This window comes from Variovorax sp. GW822-FHT04A09 (genome assembly GCF_058801005.1).
The window spans coordinates 269,533-285,885 of record NZ_JBXAMV010000002.1 but is presented as its reverse complement, the minus strand read 5'-3'; the positions used below and the strand labels follow the sequence as shown (position 1 = coordinate 285,885).

Genomic DNA, 16,353 nt, shown 5'->3' with positions numbered 1-16,353 from the left:
CCATGCCTGTGCAATCTTTCAAGGTGAACGGCCAGAACGTCGACGTCGAGGCGCCCGACGACCTGGCGCTGCTGTGGGTGCTGCGTGACAAGCTCGGCATCACCGGCCCGAAGTACGGCTGCGGCATCAACGTGTGCAAGGCCTGCACCTGCCACGTCGACGGCAAGGCCGTGACGACCTGCTCGGTGCGCGTGTCCGACGTGCGCGGCCGCCAGGTGACAACCATCGAGGGCCTGGCCAACGGCAACACGCTGCACCCGGTGCAGCAGGCCTGGATGAACCTGGACGTGCCGCAGTGCGGCTTCTGCCAGCCGGGCCAGATCATGGCCGCGGTCGACCTGCTGCGCCGCACGCGCACGCCGACGGACGCCGACATCGACGCCATCGAGAACGTGTGCCGCTGCGGCACCTATGGCCGCATCCGCGAGGCGATCAAGGCCGCCGCCGCGATGATGGGATAGACGTAAAAACGGCCAGCCACCGCGCTCGGCGGTGCTGGCCGGTTGGCGCTTGCTGGTGCTTACTCGCCGAGGTAGGCGGCGCGCACGCGCGGATCGCGCAGCAGTTCCTTGGCGTCGCCGTTCATCGTGATGAGGCCCGACTCCATGACGTAGCCACGGTCGGCCAGCTGCAGCGCGCGGTTGGCGTTCTGCTCCACCAGCAGGATCGTGACGCCTTGCGACGCCACGGTCTGCACCACCTCGAAGATCTTGTCGCACATGATGGGCGACAGGCCCATGGTGGGTTCGTCGAGCAGCAGCACCTTCGGACGCGCCATGAGCGCGCGGCCCATGGCCAGCATCTGCTGTTCGCCGCCCGACATCGTGCCGGCCAGCTGGTCCTTGCGCTCGCGCAGGCGCGGGAAGGTCACGAACACGCGCTCCATGTCGCTGGCGATCTCGGCCTTGTCGTTGCGGATGTAGGCGCCGATCTGCAGGTTCTCGGTGATCGTCATGCGCGTGAACACGCCGCGGCCCTCGGGCACCATCACGAGGCCCTCGCCCACCAGGTCCCAGGCGCCACGGCCCTTGATGCTGCGGCCCAGGAACTCGATGTCGCCCGCGCCGGCCGGCAGCGTGCCGGTGATGGCCTTCATGGTGGTGGTCTTGCCGGCGCCGTTGGAGCCGATGAGCGAGACCAGCTCGCCCTCGAACACGTCGAAGTCCACGCCCTTCACAGCCTGGATGCCGCCGTAGCCCACCTTCAGGCCGCGGACCTTGAGCAGGTTCTTGCCTGCGGCCTTGGCGGCGGCCGCTGCCGTCGTGGGTGCCATCGTTGCTTCTGCGGTGCTCATCTCAATGTCCTCCGGTGCCGAGGTAGGCCTCGATCACCTTTTCGTTCTTCTGTACCTCGACCGGGTTGCCCTCGGCAATCTGCTTGCCGTAGTCGAGCACGGTGACGCGGTCGCACAGGCCCATGATGAGCTTGACGTCGTGTTCGATGATCAGGATCGTGCGGTTGTCCTTGCGGATGCGGTCGATGAGCTCGCGCAGCAGGACCTTCTCGGTCGAGTTCATGCCGGCGGCCGGTTCGTCCAGCGCGATGAGCTGGGGGTCGGTGGCCAGGGCACGCGCGATCTCGAGGCGGCGCTGGTCGCCGTAGCTCAGCGTGCGCGCCTTGTAGTCGGCGAACTTGCCGATGCCCACGTAGTCGAGCAGCTCCTGCGCGCGCTTGGCGATGGCCGCTTCTTCGGCCTTGAAGCCCTTGGTGCGCAGCATGGCGCCGAACACGCCGGAATGCGTGCGGATGTGGCGCCCGACCATCACGTTCTCCAGCGCCGTCATTTCGGCGAAGAGGCGGATGTTCTGGAAGGTGCGCGCGATGCCGGCCTTGGCCACTTCGTGCACGGCCGTCGGCTGGTAAGGCTTGCCGGCCAGTTCGAAGGTGCCGCTGTCGGGCGTGTACAGCCCGGTGATCACGTTGAAGAAGGTCGTCTTGCCGGCGCCGTTGGGCCCGATCAGGCCGTAGACCTGGCCGCGCTTGATGGTGATGCCCACGTCCGAGAGGGCCTGCAGTCCGCCGAAGCGCTTGGAGATGCCGCGAACGTCGAGGATGGTGTCTGTCGTCATGTCTGTGTGTCCTTGGCTCACGGATTGATGGACATGGGACGCGATGCCGCACCCGGCACTTCGTCAGCGGGGCTGTCGATGCCCGGTGCATGGGTCTGCAGCGTGCCGGGCGCCACGGCCGCATGGGTCGGGTCGACGGGCGCGCCGTTCTTCTTGGTCAGCGTCTTGCCGTGTTCGGGCGATGGCCACAGGCCGCGCGGGCGCATCAGCATGATGACGATCATGGCCAGCGCGATGAACAGCTGGCGCAGGATGGACGCGTCGAGGCGGCCGTCGGTCATCGCCTGCAGCGGGCCGGCCACGTAGCGCAGCACTTCGGGCAGCGCGGCCAGCAGCACGGCGCCCAGGATGACGCCAGGCAGGTGCCCGAGGCCGCCCAGCACGACCATGGCGACGATCATCACCGACTCCATCAGGCTGAAGGACTCGGGCGACACGAAGCCCTGGAAGGCCGCGAACATCGCGCCCGACACGCCGCCGAAGCTGGCGCCCATGCCGAAGGCCAGCAGCTTCATGTTGCGGGTGTTGATGCCCATCGCCTTGGCAGCGATTTCATCTTCGCGGATGGCCATCCAGGCGCGGCCGATGCGCGAGATCTGCAGCCGGTGCGAAATGATGATGGTGGCCACCACCAGCGCCAGGAACAGGTAGTAGTACAGCGTGACCGAGGAAATCGTGAAGCCGTCGAACTTCCACGCCTTGCCGAGGTCGAGACCCCAGAACTTGATGGAGTCGATCGCCGTGATGCCCTTCGGCCCGTTGGTGATGTTGATCGGCTGGTCCAGGTTGTTCAGGAACACCCGGATGATTTCACCGAAGCCGAGCGTGACGATCGCAAGGTAGTCGCCGCGCAGCTTCAGCGTGGGCGCCCCCAGCATCGCGCCGAGCACCCCGGCCACCACCAGCGCGAGCGGAACCACGATCAGGAGCGAGGTGTGCAGCCCGTTGGGGAACATCGCCTTGAACCACGGAAAGGTGTCCGAGAGGTGCGACGAGCCCATCAGCGCGTAGAGGTACGCGCCGACCGCAAAGAAGGCCACATAGCCCAGGTCGAGCAGGCCGGCGTAGCCGACCACGATGTTCAGGCCGAGCGCGAGCATCACGTAGAGCAATGCGATGTCGGCGATGCGCACCCAGGCGTTGCCCTGGGTCTGCAATAGGATGGGCAGCGCCAGCACGGCGACCACGCCGAGGATGTAGAGCGCGAGGTTCTTGCTGTTCTTCATGGTGTGCTGCTCCTCAGGCCCGGTCCGCCACGCGCTCGCCGAGCAGACCCGAAGGCCGCAGCGTGAGCATCACGATCAGCACGATGAAAGCGAAGATGTCGCTGTAGTTGCTGCCCAGCACGCCACCCGTGAGGGTGCCGATGTAGCCCGAGCCGATGGCCTCGATGAGGCCGAGCAAAATGCCGCCGACCACCGCGCCGGCCAGGTTGCCGATGCCGCCGAACACGGCCGCGGTGAAGGCCTTGAGGCCGGGCAGGAAGCCCATCGCGTGTTGCGCGATGCCGTAGTTCGATGCGTACATCACGCCGGCGATGGCCGCGAGCACGGCGCCGATGATGAAGGTGGCCGAGATGACCATGTCGGGCCGGATGCCCATGAGCGCTGCGACGCGCGGGTTCTCGGCGGTGGCGCGCATCGCGCGGCCGAGCTTGGTGTAGTTGACCAGCCACATCAGGATCACGAGCGAGAACGCCGTAACGCTGAGGATCATGACCTGCGTCGGCGAGATCACGGCGCCGCCCACGTGGATGGGGTCGGTCGGCAGCAGGTTGGGATACGCCTTGTTGGTCGGCTTCCAGATGATCATGGCCAGCGTCTGCAGCAGGATCGACACGCCGATGGCGGTGATGAGCGGTGCGAGCTTGGGGCTGTTGCGCAGCGGCCGGTAGGCCACTTTCTCGATCACGAAGTTGAGGCTTGCCGCGACGACGCAGGCAATGATCAGCGCAACGAAGAGGATCAGCCAGCCCGGTGTGTTGGGCATTCCGTCCTTCATGAGCCCGATGATGGTCCAGCTTGTGAGCGCCCCCACCATCAGCACTTCACCGTGCGCAAAATTGATCAGATTGATGATGCCGTACACCATGGTGTAGCCCAAGGCTATCAAGGCATACATGCTGCCGAGAACCAGACCGTTGATGATCTGCTGCAGCAATATTTCCATAACGCGATTCCCTATGTGTTGCACCTTGCGGGTGCCATTCACCTACCGAGGCACCGGTTTGGCGCCACTGGCTTGACAAGCAAAAAACCAGCCAACATGTGTCGCCGGCAGATTTGGTGGGCGGGATTGTAGACACGCCCCGGCGCTGTTTTGGGGCGGGATGACCGGGGTTTACCCGCTCACTTCATGCTGTATGCGCGTGAAGTCATGCAGATGCGCAAACCTGTATCAGCGATCTGAATTTGTGTTGAGGCGACGCAGTTCGCGCAGCTTTTCCGCGATGCGGATTTCGAGTCCACGCTCGACCGGTTCGTAGAACACCTGGCCTTCCAGGCCCTCGGGCAGGTAGCGCTCGCCGGCGGCGAAACCGCCCTCCTCGTCGTGCGCGTAGCGGTACCCCTTGCCGTAGTCGAGCTCCTTCATGAGCTTGGTCGGCGCATTGCGCAGGTGCATCGGCACCGGGCGCGTGCTGTCTTTCTTCACCAGCGCGCGCACCGCGTTGTAGGCCTTGTAGACCGCGTTCGACTTGGGTGCGATGGCCAGGTAGACCACGCATTCCGCCAGTGCCAGCTCGCCTTCGGGGGTACCCAGACGCTCGTAGACCTCGGCCGCATCGAGCGCCAGGCGCAGCGCGCGCGGATCGGCCAGGCCGATGTCTTCGCTGGCCATGCGCACCAGGCGGCGCGCCATGTAGCGCGGGTCGGCGCCACCGTCGAGCATGCGCACGAACCAGTAGAGTGCGGCGTCGGGGTCGCTGCCGCGCACCGATTTGTGCAGCGCGCTGATGGTGTCGTAGAACTGCTCGCCGCCCTTGTCGTAGCGGCGCATGCGCTCGCCGAGCACGCGCAGCAGCCACTCGTCGGTGATGTTCGTGAGCTTCTCGGCGCCGGCCGCAACCGCCAGCGTCTCCAGCGTGTTGAGCAGGCGGCGCGCATCGCCGTCCGCGTAGGCGACCAGACGGTCGATGGCCGCCTCATCGATGGCTGGAACCGCCTGGATCGATTGCGCCTTGGCGACGATCTGCTTCAGGTCGCCTTCGTTGAGCGACTGCAGCACGTACACCGCCGCCCGCGACAGCAAGGCCGAATTGACTTCGAACGACGGGTTCTCGGTGGTCGCGCCGATGAAGGTGAACAGGCCCGATTCGACGTGCGGCAGGAACGCGTCCTGCTGGCTCTTGTTGAAGCGGTGCACCTCGTCGACGAAGACGATGGTGCGCTGCTGCGTGAGCCCGTCGCGCGCGGCGGTGGCCTGCTCGACCGCCTCGCGGATGTCCTTCACGCCGCCCAGCACCGCGCTGATGCTCAGGAACTGCGCGTCGAAGGCGTCGGCCATGAGCCGCGCGATGGTGGTCTTGCCGGTGCCCGGCGGGCCCCAGAGGATGCAGGAGTGCGGCTGGCCTGACTCGAAGGCGATGCGCAGCGACATGCCCGGACCGAGCAGGTGCTGCTGGCCGATCACTTCGCCGAGCGTCTTGGGACGCAGGCGCTCGGCGAGGGGCTGGTGGGTGCGCGGGGCCAAACCGGGGACTGTCCTGCTGAGGGTGATTACTGCTTGAGCACGTCCGCGCCCGCAGGCGCCTTGAACTCGAAGGTACTGGCGGGCAACGCCGGATTCACCTCGACCTTGCTGAACTTGAGCACCGAGCGCTGGCCGAAGCTGTCCAGGATCTCGAGGGCCGCGAGCGCGTCACCCTGGAAGCCGACCATCACGCTCTGCAGCTGGCCGTCCTTGTTCTTCGGCGTGGCCTTGACCCACTGCAGGCCGTCGCGCTCGGGCGCGGCTTCCAGCGCGAAGTCGGCCTGCAGGGCGCGCAGGTCGGCGGCGGAGGCAATCAGCGCCGCGGGCGTCGAACCCAGCGCCTGCGCCTGGGTGCGCTGCGTGACCTGGTTCAGGTCGGCGTCATAGAGCCACAGCGTCTTGCCGTCGGCCACGATGCTCTGGGCAAAGGGCTTGCGATAGTCGAACTTGAATTTGCCGGGGCGATGGAATTCGAAGGTGCCGGTCGACGTCTTCACGCGGCCCGGCTGGCCCTCGCGCGGTGGGGCCGTCACGGTCTGGGTGAACTCGGCGCGGCCGGACTTGACGGTCTTCACGAAGGCTTCGAGGCTTTCGAGCCCGTCGGCCCAGGCACTGCCGACCACCGTGCAGATCAGGCCGGCCAACAGCCAGAGGCGGGGTTTCTTCATGGGAGGTTCCTCGGAAAAACGTTGCTGCGATGCCCATCGACACTACCCGCCGCTGGTGCCGGCTTCTGTAGGCTTTCATGAAGATTTGCAGCAGCGCCGGTGCGCGTTTGCAAATTGCCTCTCAGCACGTAACCAGCCCTGCCGCGGTGGTGATGGGGGTCGTCGTCGATGGTGCGCCGGCGGGTCACTCCGCCTGGCGCGCGGGCACGAGGATCTCGCGCTGGCCGCTGCCGCTCATGGCGCTCACGAGGCCGGCCTTTTCCATGTCCTCGACGAGGCGCGCGGCGCGGTTGTAGCCGATCTTCAGGTGGCGCTGCACCAGCGAGATGCTGGCCTTGCGGTTCTTGAGCACGACCTCGACCGCCTGGTCGTACATCGGGTCCTTTTCGCCGTCGCCGCCGCCGAGCAGGTCGCCGTCACCGTCGCCATCGACCGTGCCGCCTTCGAGCACGCCCTCGATGTAGTCGGGCTCGCCCTGGCTCTTGAGGTAGGCCACCACGCGGTGCACTTCCTCGTCGCTCACGAAGGCACCGTGCACGCGGATCGGCAGGCCCGTGCCGCTGGCCATGTAGAGCATGTCGCCCATGCCCAGCAGCGCCTCGGCGCCCATCTGGTCGAGGATGGTGCGGCTGTCGATCTTGGAGCCCACCGAGAACGCGATGCGCGTGGGGATGTTGGCCTTGATGAGGCCGGTGATCACGTCCACGCTGGGCCGCTGCGTGGCCAGGATCAGGTGGATGCCGGCGGCGCGGGCCTTTTGCGCAAGGCGGGCAATCAGCTCTTCGATCTTCTTGCCGACCACCATCATCAGGTCGGCCAGCTCGTCGATGATGACCACGATGTGCGGCTCGCGCTTGAGCGGTTCCGGATCGTCCGGCGTGAGGCTGAAGGGGTTGTAGATGAACTCTTCCCGCGCCTTGGCTTCGTCGATCTTGGTGTTGTAGCCGGCCAGGTTGCGCACGCCGAGCTTGCTCATGAGCTTGTAGCGGCGCTCCATCTCGGCCACGCACCAGTTCAGGCCGTGCGCCGCCTGGCGCATGTCGGTGACCACGGGCGCCAGCAGGTGCGGGATGCCTTCGTAGACCGACATTTCGAGCATCTTCGGGTCGATCATGAGCAGACGGACGTCGCGTGCCTCGGCCTTGTAGAGCAACGACAGGATCATCGCGTTGATACCCACCGACTTGCCCGAACCGGTGGTACCGGCCACCAGCACGTGCGGCATCTTCGCGAGGTCGGCCACCACGGGGTTGCCGATGATGTCCTTGCCCAGGCCCATCGTGAGCATCGACTTGCCCTCGTTGTAGACCTGCGAGCCCAGGATTTCACTGAGCTTGATCGACTGCCGCTTGGCGTTCGGCAGTTCGAGCGCCATGTAGTTCTTGCCCGGGATGGTCTCGACCACGCGGATCGACACCAGCGAGAGCGAACGCGCCAGGTCCTTGGCGAGGCCGAGGATCTGCGAGCCCTTGACGCCGGTGGCGGGCTCGATCTCGTAGCGCGTGATGACGGGGCCCGGCGAAGCGAGCACCACGCGCACCTCGACGCCGAAGTCCTTGAGCTTCTTCTCGATCATGCGCGAGGTCATCTCGAGCGTGTCGGAGGACACCGTTTCCTGGCGCACCAGCGCGGCGTCGAGCAGGTCGACCTGCGGCAGCTTGCTGTCGGGCAGTTCCTTGAAGAGCGGCTTCTGGCGCTCCTTGACGACGCGGTCGCTGCGGGGGACCTCGGTCATCGCGGGCTCGATCTGCACGGGCGGCGATGCGGGGCGGCGCTTGGGCGCGACTTCTTCCTCTTCGTCGTCGAAGCTCGGCTCGAGAGGGCCGGCGTCGCCGAACGCTGCCTCCTTGCTGGGGCGCATTTTCTTGGCGCGCGGCGCGGGCGCCAGCTCTTCCTCGTCGCCGGCGCGTTCGCGCGCGGCCTGCTTGCCCATGGCGATGTCGGCGGCCATTTCGCGCTTTTCACGGCGCGACTCGAACAGCGAGTACGCACGGGCACCGATGCGCTCGGCGATCAGGCTCCAGGAGAAACGGAACACCAGCGCCGAGCCGATCACGCCGCCGGCGATGGCGACCAGTGCCGAGCCCGTGAAGCCCAGCCAGCGCACGCTCGCCGGCCCCACGAGGTAGCCCAGGGCGCCGCCGCCCGAACCCGGCAGGTGCGATTCGAGGCGGTACAGGCGCGACCATTCGAGCACCGCGCTCGCGCACAGCAGCAGGACCAAGCCGAACCAGAAAGCGAGGCGGCTGCGGTTGAAGCGGCCGCGCGGGGGTTGCTCGACCGCCGGCGTCGGTTCGCCGCCGCGCAGCCAGCCGGCCAGCGACGAGAGCCACGCGCGCAAACCGGCCGCGAGGCACCACCAGACGGAATAGCCGGCAAGGAAGTAGCTGCCATCGGCCAGCCAGGCGCCGATGCGGCCGCCCCAGTTCTTGATCTCACCGCCCGTGCCCGAGGTCGACCAGGCGGCATCGGAGGGGGTGAAGCTCAGCATCGCCAGCAGCCAGAACAGGAGGGCTGCGAACCCGGCGATCAAGGTGATTTCGTGGGCGAAGCGCAGGGCGCGCAGGCGCACGGGTTGCCCTTCGGCAGCGGAAGAAGAGGAGGACGATTGAAGCGTATGGAGCGAATAGGTCATGAAAAGCACGGCGCCCGGCCCGAAAAAACGCAGGCCGGCCGCCCCGAACACTACAACAAAAGGCCGTGGACGCCGAAAGCGCCCGGCCTATGGGCTCAGGTCAGCGTCAGGAGCCGGTCCTTGATGATCACCGAGCCGTCTTCCTGGGACTGCACGAAACCGCGCTCTTCCAGGTCCTTCATGACGCGGCTCACCATTTCGCGCGACGCGCCGACCATCTTGGCCAGGTCCTGGCGGGAGATCTTGTCGCGGACCTTGAGGTTGCCCATGCCGTCCTGGCTGGCGAACTCGAGCAGCGCGCGGGCGACACGGCCGTACACGTCCATCAGCGCCAGCGACTCGATCTTGCGGTCGGCGTGGCGCAGGCGCTGCACCAGGCCGCGCATGATGTTGTAGGCCATCGAGGAGTTCTCGGGCAGGCAGCGCGCGAAGGCGTCGCGGCCCAGCATGAGCACGTCGCACTGGATTTCGGTGCGCACGGTGGCCGAATGCGGCTCGTCGTCGATCAGGCTCATCTCGCCGAGGTAGTCGCCGGGGTGCAGCGTGGCCAGGATCACCTCGCGGCCACGGCTGTCGGCGCTCGTGACGCGGGCGCGGCCGGTCAGGATGATGTACAGCGCATCGGATTTCTTGCCCTGCTCCACGACGACCTCGGCGCGTTTGAAGCGCTTCTTGATGATCGCATCCGCAATGCTTGCGGACTGCGAGGCCGTCAACGACGCGAACAATGGAACGCGCCGAAGCAATTCAAGGTTGGACAGCATCGACATTAATCAATCCCTGAAACAGCGCGCGATGTGATCCTGATGCTGAGCCCATGGATTACTACAATCGCGCGCATTGAAAACACCGTGCACCCGGTGTTGAACCGGGCGGTGATACTCCCCACGTATCGCTACCACCCTGAAAATGTACACGCTGCCGCAGCGTCCATCCTAGGTTTTCTACTCATGTCCGCACCCCAACACGCCAAGGTTCTCATTCTGGGCTCCGGCCCGGCCGGCTACACCGCCGCCGTCTACGCCGCACGCGCCAACCTCCAGCCTTTGCTCATCACGGGCATCGCGCAAGGCGGTCAACTCATGACCACCACCGAGGTCGACAACTGGCCGGCCGACGTGCACGGCGTGCAAGGCCCCGAGCTGATGCAGCGCTTTCTCGAACACGCCGAACGCTTCAAGACGCAGATCGTGTTCGACCACATCAACAAGGTCGACCTGAGCAAGCGCCCGTTCACGCTCACGGGCGACAGCGGCACCTACACCTGCGACTCGCTGATCATCGCCACGGGCGCATCGGCCAAGTACCTGGGCCTGGATTCCGAAGAGAAGTTCATGGGCCGCGGCGTCTCCGCCTGCGCGACCTGCGACGGCTTCTTCTACCGCGAGCAAGAGGTCTGCGTGATCGGCGGCGGCAACACGGCCGTCGAGGAAGCGCTGTACCTCTCCAACATTGCAAACAAAGTCACACTCGTGCATCGCCGCGACAAGTTCCGCGCCGAGCCGATCCTGATCGACAAGGTCATGGAAAAAGTAGCCGAAGGCAAGATCGTGCTGAAGCTGCACAACCAGCTCGACGAGGTGCTCGGTGACGGCACGGGCGTGACGGGCATCCGCATCAAGAACACGCAGACCGGCGCGACCGAAGAGATCACGCTCAAGGGCTGTTTCATCGCGATCGGCCACCACCCGAACACCGACATCTTCCAGGGCCAGCTGGAAATGAAGGACAACTACATCCTGACCCGCTCGGGCCTCAAGGGCTTCGCGACGATGACCAGCGTGCCCGGCGTGTTCGCGGCCGGCGACGTGCAGGACAACATCTACCGCCAGGCCATCACCAGCGCCGGCACGGGTTGCATGGCCGCCCTCGACGCGCAGCGCTTCCTCGAAGAGCACTGAGGCCTATCCCCACGGGCACCGGCCACCCAGCGCGGCCGGATTTCCCGTATCTGCGGCGGCCCCCGGCCTCGCTGAGCCCGAAAGGGCTATAATCCGAGGCTTTGCCGAAACAGGGCCTACCTCCCACCGGGAGTCGGGTTGCGGCAAATCCGGGGTACCGCCACCCGTTTCTGGCGAGGTCAAGCTGCAAAACACCCTGCAATCGCCACGATTGCGCCGGTGCCAGCTGTTCAAGAAAGAGTGTCCACATGGCACGCGTATGCGACGTAACGGGCAAAGGCCCGATGGTCGGAAACAACGTTTCCCACGCCAACAACAAAACCAAGCGCCGGTTCCTGCCGAACCTGCAATACCGCCGTTTCTGGGTCGAGACCGAAAACCGTTGGGTTCGCCTGCGCGTTTCGAGCGCTGCACTGCGCCTGATCGACAAGAACGGTATCGATGCCGTGCTCGCAGACCTGCGTGCCCGCGGCCAAGCTTAAGGAGCTGAATCATGGCAACGAGCAAAGGCGGACGCGAAAAGATCAAGCTGGAATCCACCGCGGGTACCGGCCACTTCTACACGACGAGCAAGAACAAGAAGACAATGCCTGAAAAGATGTCGATCATGAAGTTCGACCCCAAGGCGCGCAAGCACGTCGAATACAAGGAAATCAAGCTGAAGTAATTCGGCCTGTTCTCCCCCAAAAAACCCGCTGCTCACCCAGCGGGTTTTTTATTGCTTGTCGTTTTTGCAAAAGCAGAAAAAGGCGGGCACAAAAAAGCCGACCCGCAGGTCGGCTTCTTCATTGAGCGAGGGCAACAGCGCGGGAGGCGCCGACCCTTTGCTTCGTCAAGCGCGCGCAGCGCGCAGGCGGGTCGAGAACTCGCGCAGGCCGGCAATGCCGCTGGCTTCCGCACGGTGGCACCAGGCCGCCAGGTCGGCTGCGAGCTGCTCGCGCGATTGCGAGGTGTTCAGCCAGAGCTGGCGCAGCTCTTCGCGCATCGTGACCATCTTGTCGAGCACCGGGTGGGCGGCACGGGCCTGCACCAGATGGGTGCGCGCCGAGGCGGGCACCTTGTCGTCGTCGCGATGCAGCCAGCGCTTGGCCGCCTTGAGCACCGACAGGTCGGCGCCCTTGGCCTTCAGCACCGCGATTTCCTCGCTGGTCGCACGGCGCATTTCGCGGGCGTAGCCGGCCATCACTTCGTAGCGGTTGGCAATGACGGCCTCGAGCGTCTTCTCGTTGGCCACGGGCTGGATGTCGCCCATCTGCATCTTCGGCGGCACCTTCTTGACCTTGGCCCAGCCGAGCTTCTGGAACACCTGGATGTAGACCCAGCCAATGTCGAACTCGTACTTCTTGACCGAGAACTTGGCCGAGGTGGGGTAGGTGTGGTGGTTGTTGTGCAGCTCTTCGCCGCCGATGATCAGGCCCCAGGGCATGATGTTGCGGCTGGCGTCGGACGCCTCGAAGTTGCGATAGCCCCAGTAGTGGCCGATGCCGTTGATGATGCCGGCGGCGGTAATCGGGATCCAGAGCATCTGGACCGCCCACACGGTCAGGCCGAGCGCGCCGAACAGCGCCAGGTTGATCACCAGCATCAGGCCCACGCCTTGCCAGCTGTAGCGCGTGTACAGGTTGCGCTCGATCCAGTCATCGGGCGTGCCGTGACCGTAGCGCTCCATCGTTTCCTTGTTCTTCGATTCCTTGCGGTACAGCTCGGCGCCGCGCCAGAAGACTTCGTCGATGCCCTTGACCTGCGGACTGTGCGGGTCGTCGGCGGTTTCGCACTTCGCGTGGTGCTTGCGGTGGATGGCGACCCATTCCTTCGTCACCATGCCGGTGCCGAGCCAGAGCCAGAAACGGAAGAAGTGCGAGGGGATCGGACCGAGGTCCATCGCCTTGTGCGTCTGCGTGCGGTGCAGAAAGATCGTGACCGCTGCGATGGTGATGTGCGTGGTGACGAGCGTGTACAGCACGACTTGCCACCAGGCAATGTCCCACAGGCCGTGTCCGAGCCATTGGATGACCGCGTTCAGAACGGCGGAGTCAGGAAGCATCATTGAGTCAGGTACTCCATGGCCACACGAAGGTGCAGCCTTCAGGTAACCCGCGATTTTAGGATGTCAGGGCCAAAACGAGGCCTTTTGTCCTTCTGTCACACCGCAGATTTACCCTAGTTTGGAGCCCCGCGCCTATTTCCGGTTCCACACGGCGGCAAAAAAGCCGTCGGTGGCGTGGCGATGCGGCCACAGACGTAGGTAGCGCCGGCCGTCCTCCCCGCCCGCGCAAAGGGTCTCGGCGCCCTCCATCTTGAGCGCCTGGAGCAATTCCGCGGCATCCATGGGCACGAAATCGGGGTTCGCGGCGGCAAACGCCTCGGCGATGGCCTCGTTTTCCTCCGGCAGCACGCTGCAGGTGGCGTACACCAGCCGGCCGCCCGACTTCACGAGCCGCGCCGCGCTTTGCAGGATGGCGGTCTGTTTGGCCGTCAGTTCGGCCACCGACTTGGCCGATTGCCGCCATTTGAGGTCCGGGTTGCGGCGCAGCGTGCCAAGCCCCGAACAGGGCGCGTCGACCAGCACGCGGTCGATCTTGCCGGCCAGGCGCTTGATCCGGTCGTCGCGCTCGTGGGCGATCGCGGCCGGGTGCACGTTCGAGAGCTTGCTGCGCGCCAGCCGCGGCTTGAGCGCGTCCAGGCGGTGGGCCGATGTGTCGAAGGCGTAGAGCCGGCCGGTGTTGCGCATGGTCGCGCCGATGGCCAGGGTCTTGCCGCCGGCGCCGGCGCAGAAATCGACCACCATCTCGCCGCGCTTGGCGTCCAGCAGCAGCGCGAGCAGTTGCGAGCCTTCGTCCTGCACCTCGATGGCGCCGCGCACGAACGCGTCGAGCTTGGTCAGCGCGGGCTTGCCGTCGATGCGCAAGCCCCAGGGCGAGAACGGCGTCACTTCCGATTTGATAGCAGCCTTCGCAAGCTCCGCCTTCACTTCGGCCCGCTTGTCGGTGAATGCATTGACGCGCAGGTCGAGCGGCGCCGGCTGCTGCAGGCTTTCGACCATCGGCCAGAAGCCGTCGCCCAGCTGCGCCTTGAGCGGCGCGACCAGCCATTCGGGCAGGTTGTGGCGATGGCGTTCGAGCAGGTCGTCGGGCTTGACGGCGTCGCAGTTGTCGAGCCAGCGCTTCTCGGTGTCGTTGAGCGCGCTCTTCAGGAAGTCGCGCGGGCCGTGAAAGCCCAGGATCGCCATGCGGCGCTCCTTCGAACCGCTGCCCGAAGGCGACAGGTGATCGAACAGCAGCTTCTTGCGAAGCACGGTGTAGACGGTTTCGGCGAGCGTCGCGCGCTCGCGCGGACCGAACTCGCGGTGGTCGCGGAAAAAGCGCGAAACGACCTGATCGGCCGGGTGATCGAATTTCAGGACCAGACCGACCAGATCGGCGGTGGCCTCCAACAGGGCTTTGGGATGCATAGCCCCGATTGTCTCAGCCGGCCGGCCTCGCGGCCGAAACGCCTCAGGCGCCGCGCACCCAGACGGTCCCGAAGGCCTGCCGCTCGATGTCTTCCAGCGTGGGCGAGTGCCCCGCCCAGAGCACGAGCGCCGCGCCCGGCAAGGTCAGGGTCTGCTCTAGTTCGCGGCACAGGTGCCAGCGGTCCTCGTCGTCGAGCCCCGGCACCTCGACGAACACGATGTACGCCCGCCGCCAGGCGAACTCGCGCAGGTTCTTGCGCACCACCCACAGCCGCGACACGGGCAGGCAGCGTGCGATGTCGGCACGCAGCTCGCCCAGCTCGTGGTCGTTCAGGTCGTGGCGCGAAATCTGGCTGAAGAACGGCGTGTCGGTGATCTCTTCCCAGGCGCGCGCCTCGGCCTCCTCCGCCTCCTTGAGCCGCGCGCGCCACAGCTTGAGCCCCTGCTCGTCGTGCGGCCCGGCTTCGGGATCTTCGAGCGAGGCGACGGCGTTCTTGGCCGCCCACCATCGGCTGGCCACGCCCGACTGGTGCAGCCGTTCGAGCACCGCCAGGCGCTCGGCGCGCTCGCGCGCGGGCAGCATCTGGGCCAGCCCGCGCAGCGCGCCCGGATGGTCCGGCGCGATCCGCAGCGCGCTTTCGTAGCGCGCGCGCACCGGCGCCGCCGGGTCGAGCCGGCGCTCGGCGTCGGCCCACTCGACCATCTCGTCGGGCGTGTTGCGCTCGCCGCGGGCCGCCAGCACCGCGATGCGCTCACGGATGCGCGAGCGGTGCGCGTGGTGCTGCTTCCAGTCGGCGGCGTGGGCGCGGCGCCAGACGTTGTCGAAATGCGAGATCCACTTGTGCTTGTCGGCCAGCATGTCGAGCGCGGGCCGCTGCGACCAGGCCGGCAGCGCCGCCTTCTGGTTCAGCGCTTCCAGCCGGTCGCGCAGCACGGGATGGGTGTCGTCCAGGTCGCTCACGCGCCGCATCGCCTCGCGCAGCGCCTGGCGCGCGAACTCCTCGCTCGGCGGCGTGCGGGCGCGCTGCCGCAGGGCGGCGAACGGGCCGGGCGGCAGCGGCTCGCGCTCGGCGCGCGCCCAATGCCAGGGCCAGAACTCGCTGGCGTACCAGTTGCCCTTGATGGCCACTTCGGTGAGCGCGGCTGCGGCCACCGCGGTGCCGAGCAGCCGGCCCGAGATGCGGTCGGCCTCGTACTCGTCCTGGCGGGCCAGCGCGAAGGTCTTGGCGGCGAAGCGCGGAAAGTACCAGCGGAAGAAGGCCTGCGACACCAACGCCATCACGCCCTCGTCGCGCTGCAGGCTGGCATCGAGCCGCAGCCACGACAGCCGCGTGCGGTAGATCCAGGCGCTCAGCCGGCCATGGTTGCCGCGCAAGTGCCCGTATTCGTGGGCCAGCACCGACAGCAGGCGCTGGCGGTCCAGCATCATCAGCAGCGGCAGGCCGATGCTCAGCGAGTTGAGCGCACCGCCGAACAGGCCGAAGCGCGGCACCTGGCTGATGCTGGCGTTGAAGTTGTCGTCGAGGTAGACGCGGTGCACCGGCGGCCCCTTGATGCGCTCGCGGATGCGGTCCAGCGCCTCGAACAGCCCGGGCGCGTCGACGCGCGTGAGCGGCTCGCCGTCGGGCTCGTCGAAATGCACCCAGAGCGCGCGCAGGGTCGCCCAGAACAGGCCCAGCGCGAACACGAGCAGCCAGCCGCGGGTGAGGTTGAAACGCCCGTCGGCCACCGAGACGACCACCCAGGCCACAATGCCCACCGCCAGCCCGAGGCAGGCCAGCACCCAGAGGTAGCCGAGCGCGGCGAACGCCGCGACGCCACGCCGGTAGCGCGCGCTGTCGTCCGCACTCGCGTGCTCGCTCAGGCGAACCAGGTGAACAAAATCCGCACGGTCCATCCGACTCCCGTCAAAGACTCATCCGACAGTTGTTACCGAAGA

General features: G+C 66.3%; 15 protein-coding genes. 4 read left to right on the top strand and 11 right to left on the bottom strand.

Annotation, left to right across the window (positions count from 1 at the left end):
* Nucleotides 1-2 precede the first annotated feature (2 nt).
* On the top strand, nt 3-461 hold the full coding sequence (locus AC1RLW_RS12425; RefSeq protein ID WP_056572291.1) for a (2Fe-2S)-binding protein: 459 nt from the start codon (nt 3-5) through the stop codon (nt 459-461).
* Nucleotides 462-520: 59 nt separating this feature from the next.
* On the opposite strand, the gene AC1RLW_RS12420 is transcribed toward AC1RLW_RS12425, so the two are convergent.
* From AC1RLW_RS12420 to AC1RLW_RS12385, 8 genes are all read right to left on the bottom strand, one after another.
* The gene (locus AC1RLW_RS12420; protein ID WP_373866832.1) at nt 521-1,294 is read right to left on the bottom strand and encodes an ABC transporter ATP-binding protein; all 774 of its coding nucleotides are present in this window, start codon (nt 1,292-1,294) and stop codon (nt 521-523) included.
* A gap of 1 nt (nt 1,295) precedes the next feature.
* On the bottom strand, nt 1,296-2,069 hold the full coding sequence (locus tag AC1RLW_RS12415) for an ABC transporter ATP-binding protein (protein ID WP_056572293.1): 774 nt from the start codon (nt 2,067-2,069) through the stop codon (nt 1,296-1,298).
* Nucleotides 2,070-2,086: 17 nt separating this feature from the next.
* Complete coding sequence (locus tag AC1RLW_RS12410) at nt 2,087-3,295, bottom strand: branched-chain amino acid ABC transporter permease (RefSeq protein WP_062481017.1); 1,209 nt, start codon at nt 3,293-3,295, stop codon at nt 2,087-2,089.
* A gap of 13 nt (nt 3,296-3,308) precedes the next feature.
* Nucleotides 3,309-4,238 carry a branched-chain amino acid ABC transporter permease gene (locus tag AC1RLW_RS12405; RefSeq protein WP_062481019.1) on the bottom strand — a complete coding sequence of 310 codons (930 nt, stop codon included), beginning with the start codon at nt 4,236-4,238 and terminating at the stop codon, nt 3,309-3,311.
* A 228-nt stretch (nt 4,239-4,466) separates the two neighbouring features.
* On the bottom strand, nt 4,467-5,759 hold the full coding sequence (locus AC1RLW_RS12400) for a replication-associated recombination protein A (protein ID WP_062481021.1): 1,293 nt from the start codon (nt 5,757-5,759) through the stop codon (nt 4,467-4,469).
* A gap of 26 nt (nt 5,760-5,785) precedes the next feature.
* Nucleotides 5,786-6,427 (bottom strand): outer membrane lipoprotein periplasmic chaperone LolA, encoded by a 642-nt coding sequence (lolA, locus tag AC1RLW_RS12395; RefSeq protein ID WP_493193241.1) that lies wholly within the window; start codon nt 6,425-6,427, stop codon nt 5,786-5,788.
* A gap of 184 nt (nt 6,428-6,611) precedes the next feature.
* Nucleotides 6,612-9,062 (bottom strand): DNA translocase FtsK, encoded by a 2,451-nt coding sequence (locus AC1RLW_RS12390; RefSeq protein WP_062481035.1) that lies wholly within the window; start codon nt 9,060-9,062, stop codon nt 6,612-6,614.
* 95 nt (nt 9,063-9,157) lie between these two features.
* Nucleotides 9,158-9,832, bottom strand: coding sequence for a Crp/Fnr family transcriptional regulator (locus tag AC1RLW_RS12385; RefSeq protein ID WP_062481025.1), 675 nt, complete (start codon nt 9,830-9,832; stop codon nt 9,158-9,160).
* A gap of 180 nt (nt 9,833-10,012) precedes the next feature.
* Here AC1RLW_RS12385 and trxB point away from each other — a divergent pair, with 180 nt between their 5' ends.
* The 3 genes from trxB to rpmG all read left to right on the top strand — a co-directional run bounded on the left by trxB (nt 10,013) and on the right by rpmG (nt 11,630).
* Nucleotides 10,013-10,963 carry a thioredoxin-disulfide reductase gene (trxB, locus tag AC1RLW_RS12380; RefSeq protein WP_062481027.1) on the top strand — a complete coding sequence of 317 codons (951 nt, stop codon included), beginning with the start codon at nt 10,013-10,015 and terminating at the stop codon, nt 10,961-10,963.
* 248 nt (nt 10,964-11,211) lie between these two features.
* Nucleotides 11,212-11,445 carry a 50S ribosomal protein L28 gene (gene rpmB / locus AC1RLW_RS12375; RefSeq protein ID WP_007830293.1) on the top strand — a complete coding sequence of 78 codons (234 nt, stop codon included), beginning with the start codon at nt 11,212-11,214 and terminating at the stop codon, nt 11,443-11,445.
* Between the two features lie 11 nt (nt 11,446-11,456).
* On the top strand, nt 11,457-11,630 hold the full coding sequence (gene rpmG, locus AC1RLW_RS12370; RefSeq protein WP_007830291.1) for a 50S ribosomal protein L33: 174 nt from the start codon (nt 11,457-11,459) through the stop codon (nt 11,628-11,630).
* Nucleotides 11,631-11,795: 165 nt separating this feature from the next.
* Here the strand turns inward: rpmG and AC1RLW_RS12365 are convergent, their stop codons facing one another.
* The 3 genes from AC1RLW_RS12365 to AC1RLW_RS12355 form a co-directional block, all read right to left on the bottom strand.
* Nucleotides 11,796-13,010 (bottom strand): DesA family fatty acid desaturase, encoded by a 1,215-nt coding sequence (locus tag AC1RLW_RS12365; RefSeq protein ID WP_493193237.1) that lies wholly within the window; start codon nt 13,008-13,010, stop codon nt 11,796-11,798.
* A 132-nt stretch (nt 13,011-13,142) separates the two neighbouring features.
* On the bottom strand, nt 13,143-14,414 hold the full coding sequence (locus tag AC1RLW_RS12360; protein ID WP_492697334.1) for an RsmB/NOP family class I SAM-dependent RNA methyltransferase: 1,272 nt from the start codon (nt 14,412-14,414) through the stop codon (nt 13,143-13,145).
* A 43-nt stretch (nt 14,415-14,457) separates the two neighbouring features.
* Nucleotides 14,458-16,311: a M48 family metalloprotease gene (locus AC1RLW_RS12355; protein WP_493193236.1), complete on the bottom strand. Its 1,854-nt coding sequence runs from the start codon at nt 16,309-16,311 to the stop codon at nt 14,458-14,460.
* Nucleotides 16,312-16,353: the final 42 nt, after the last annotated feature.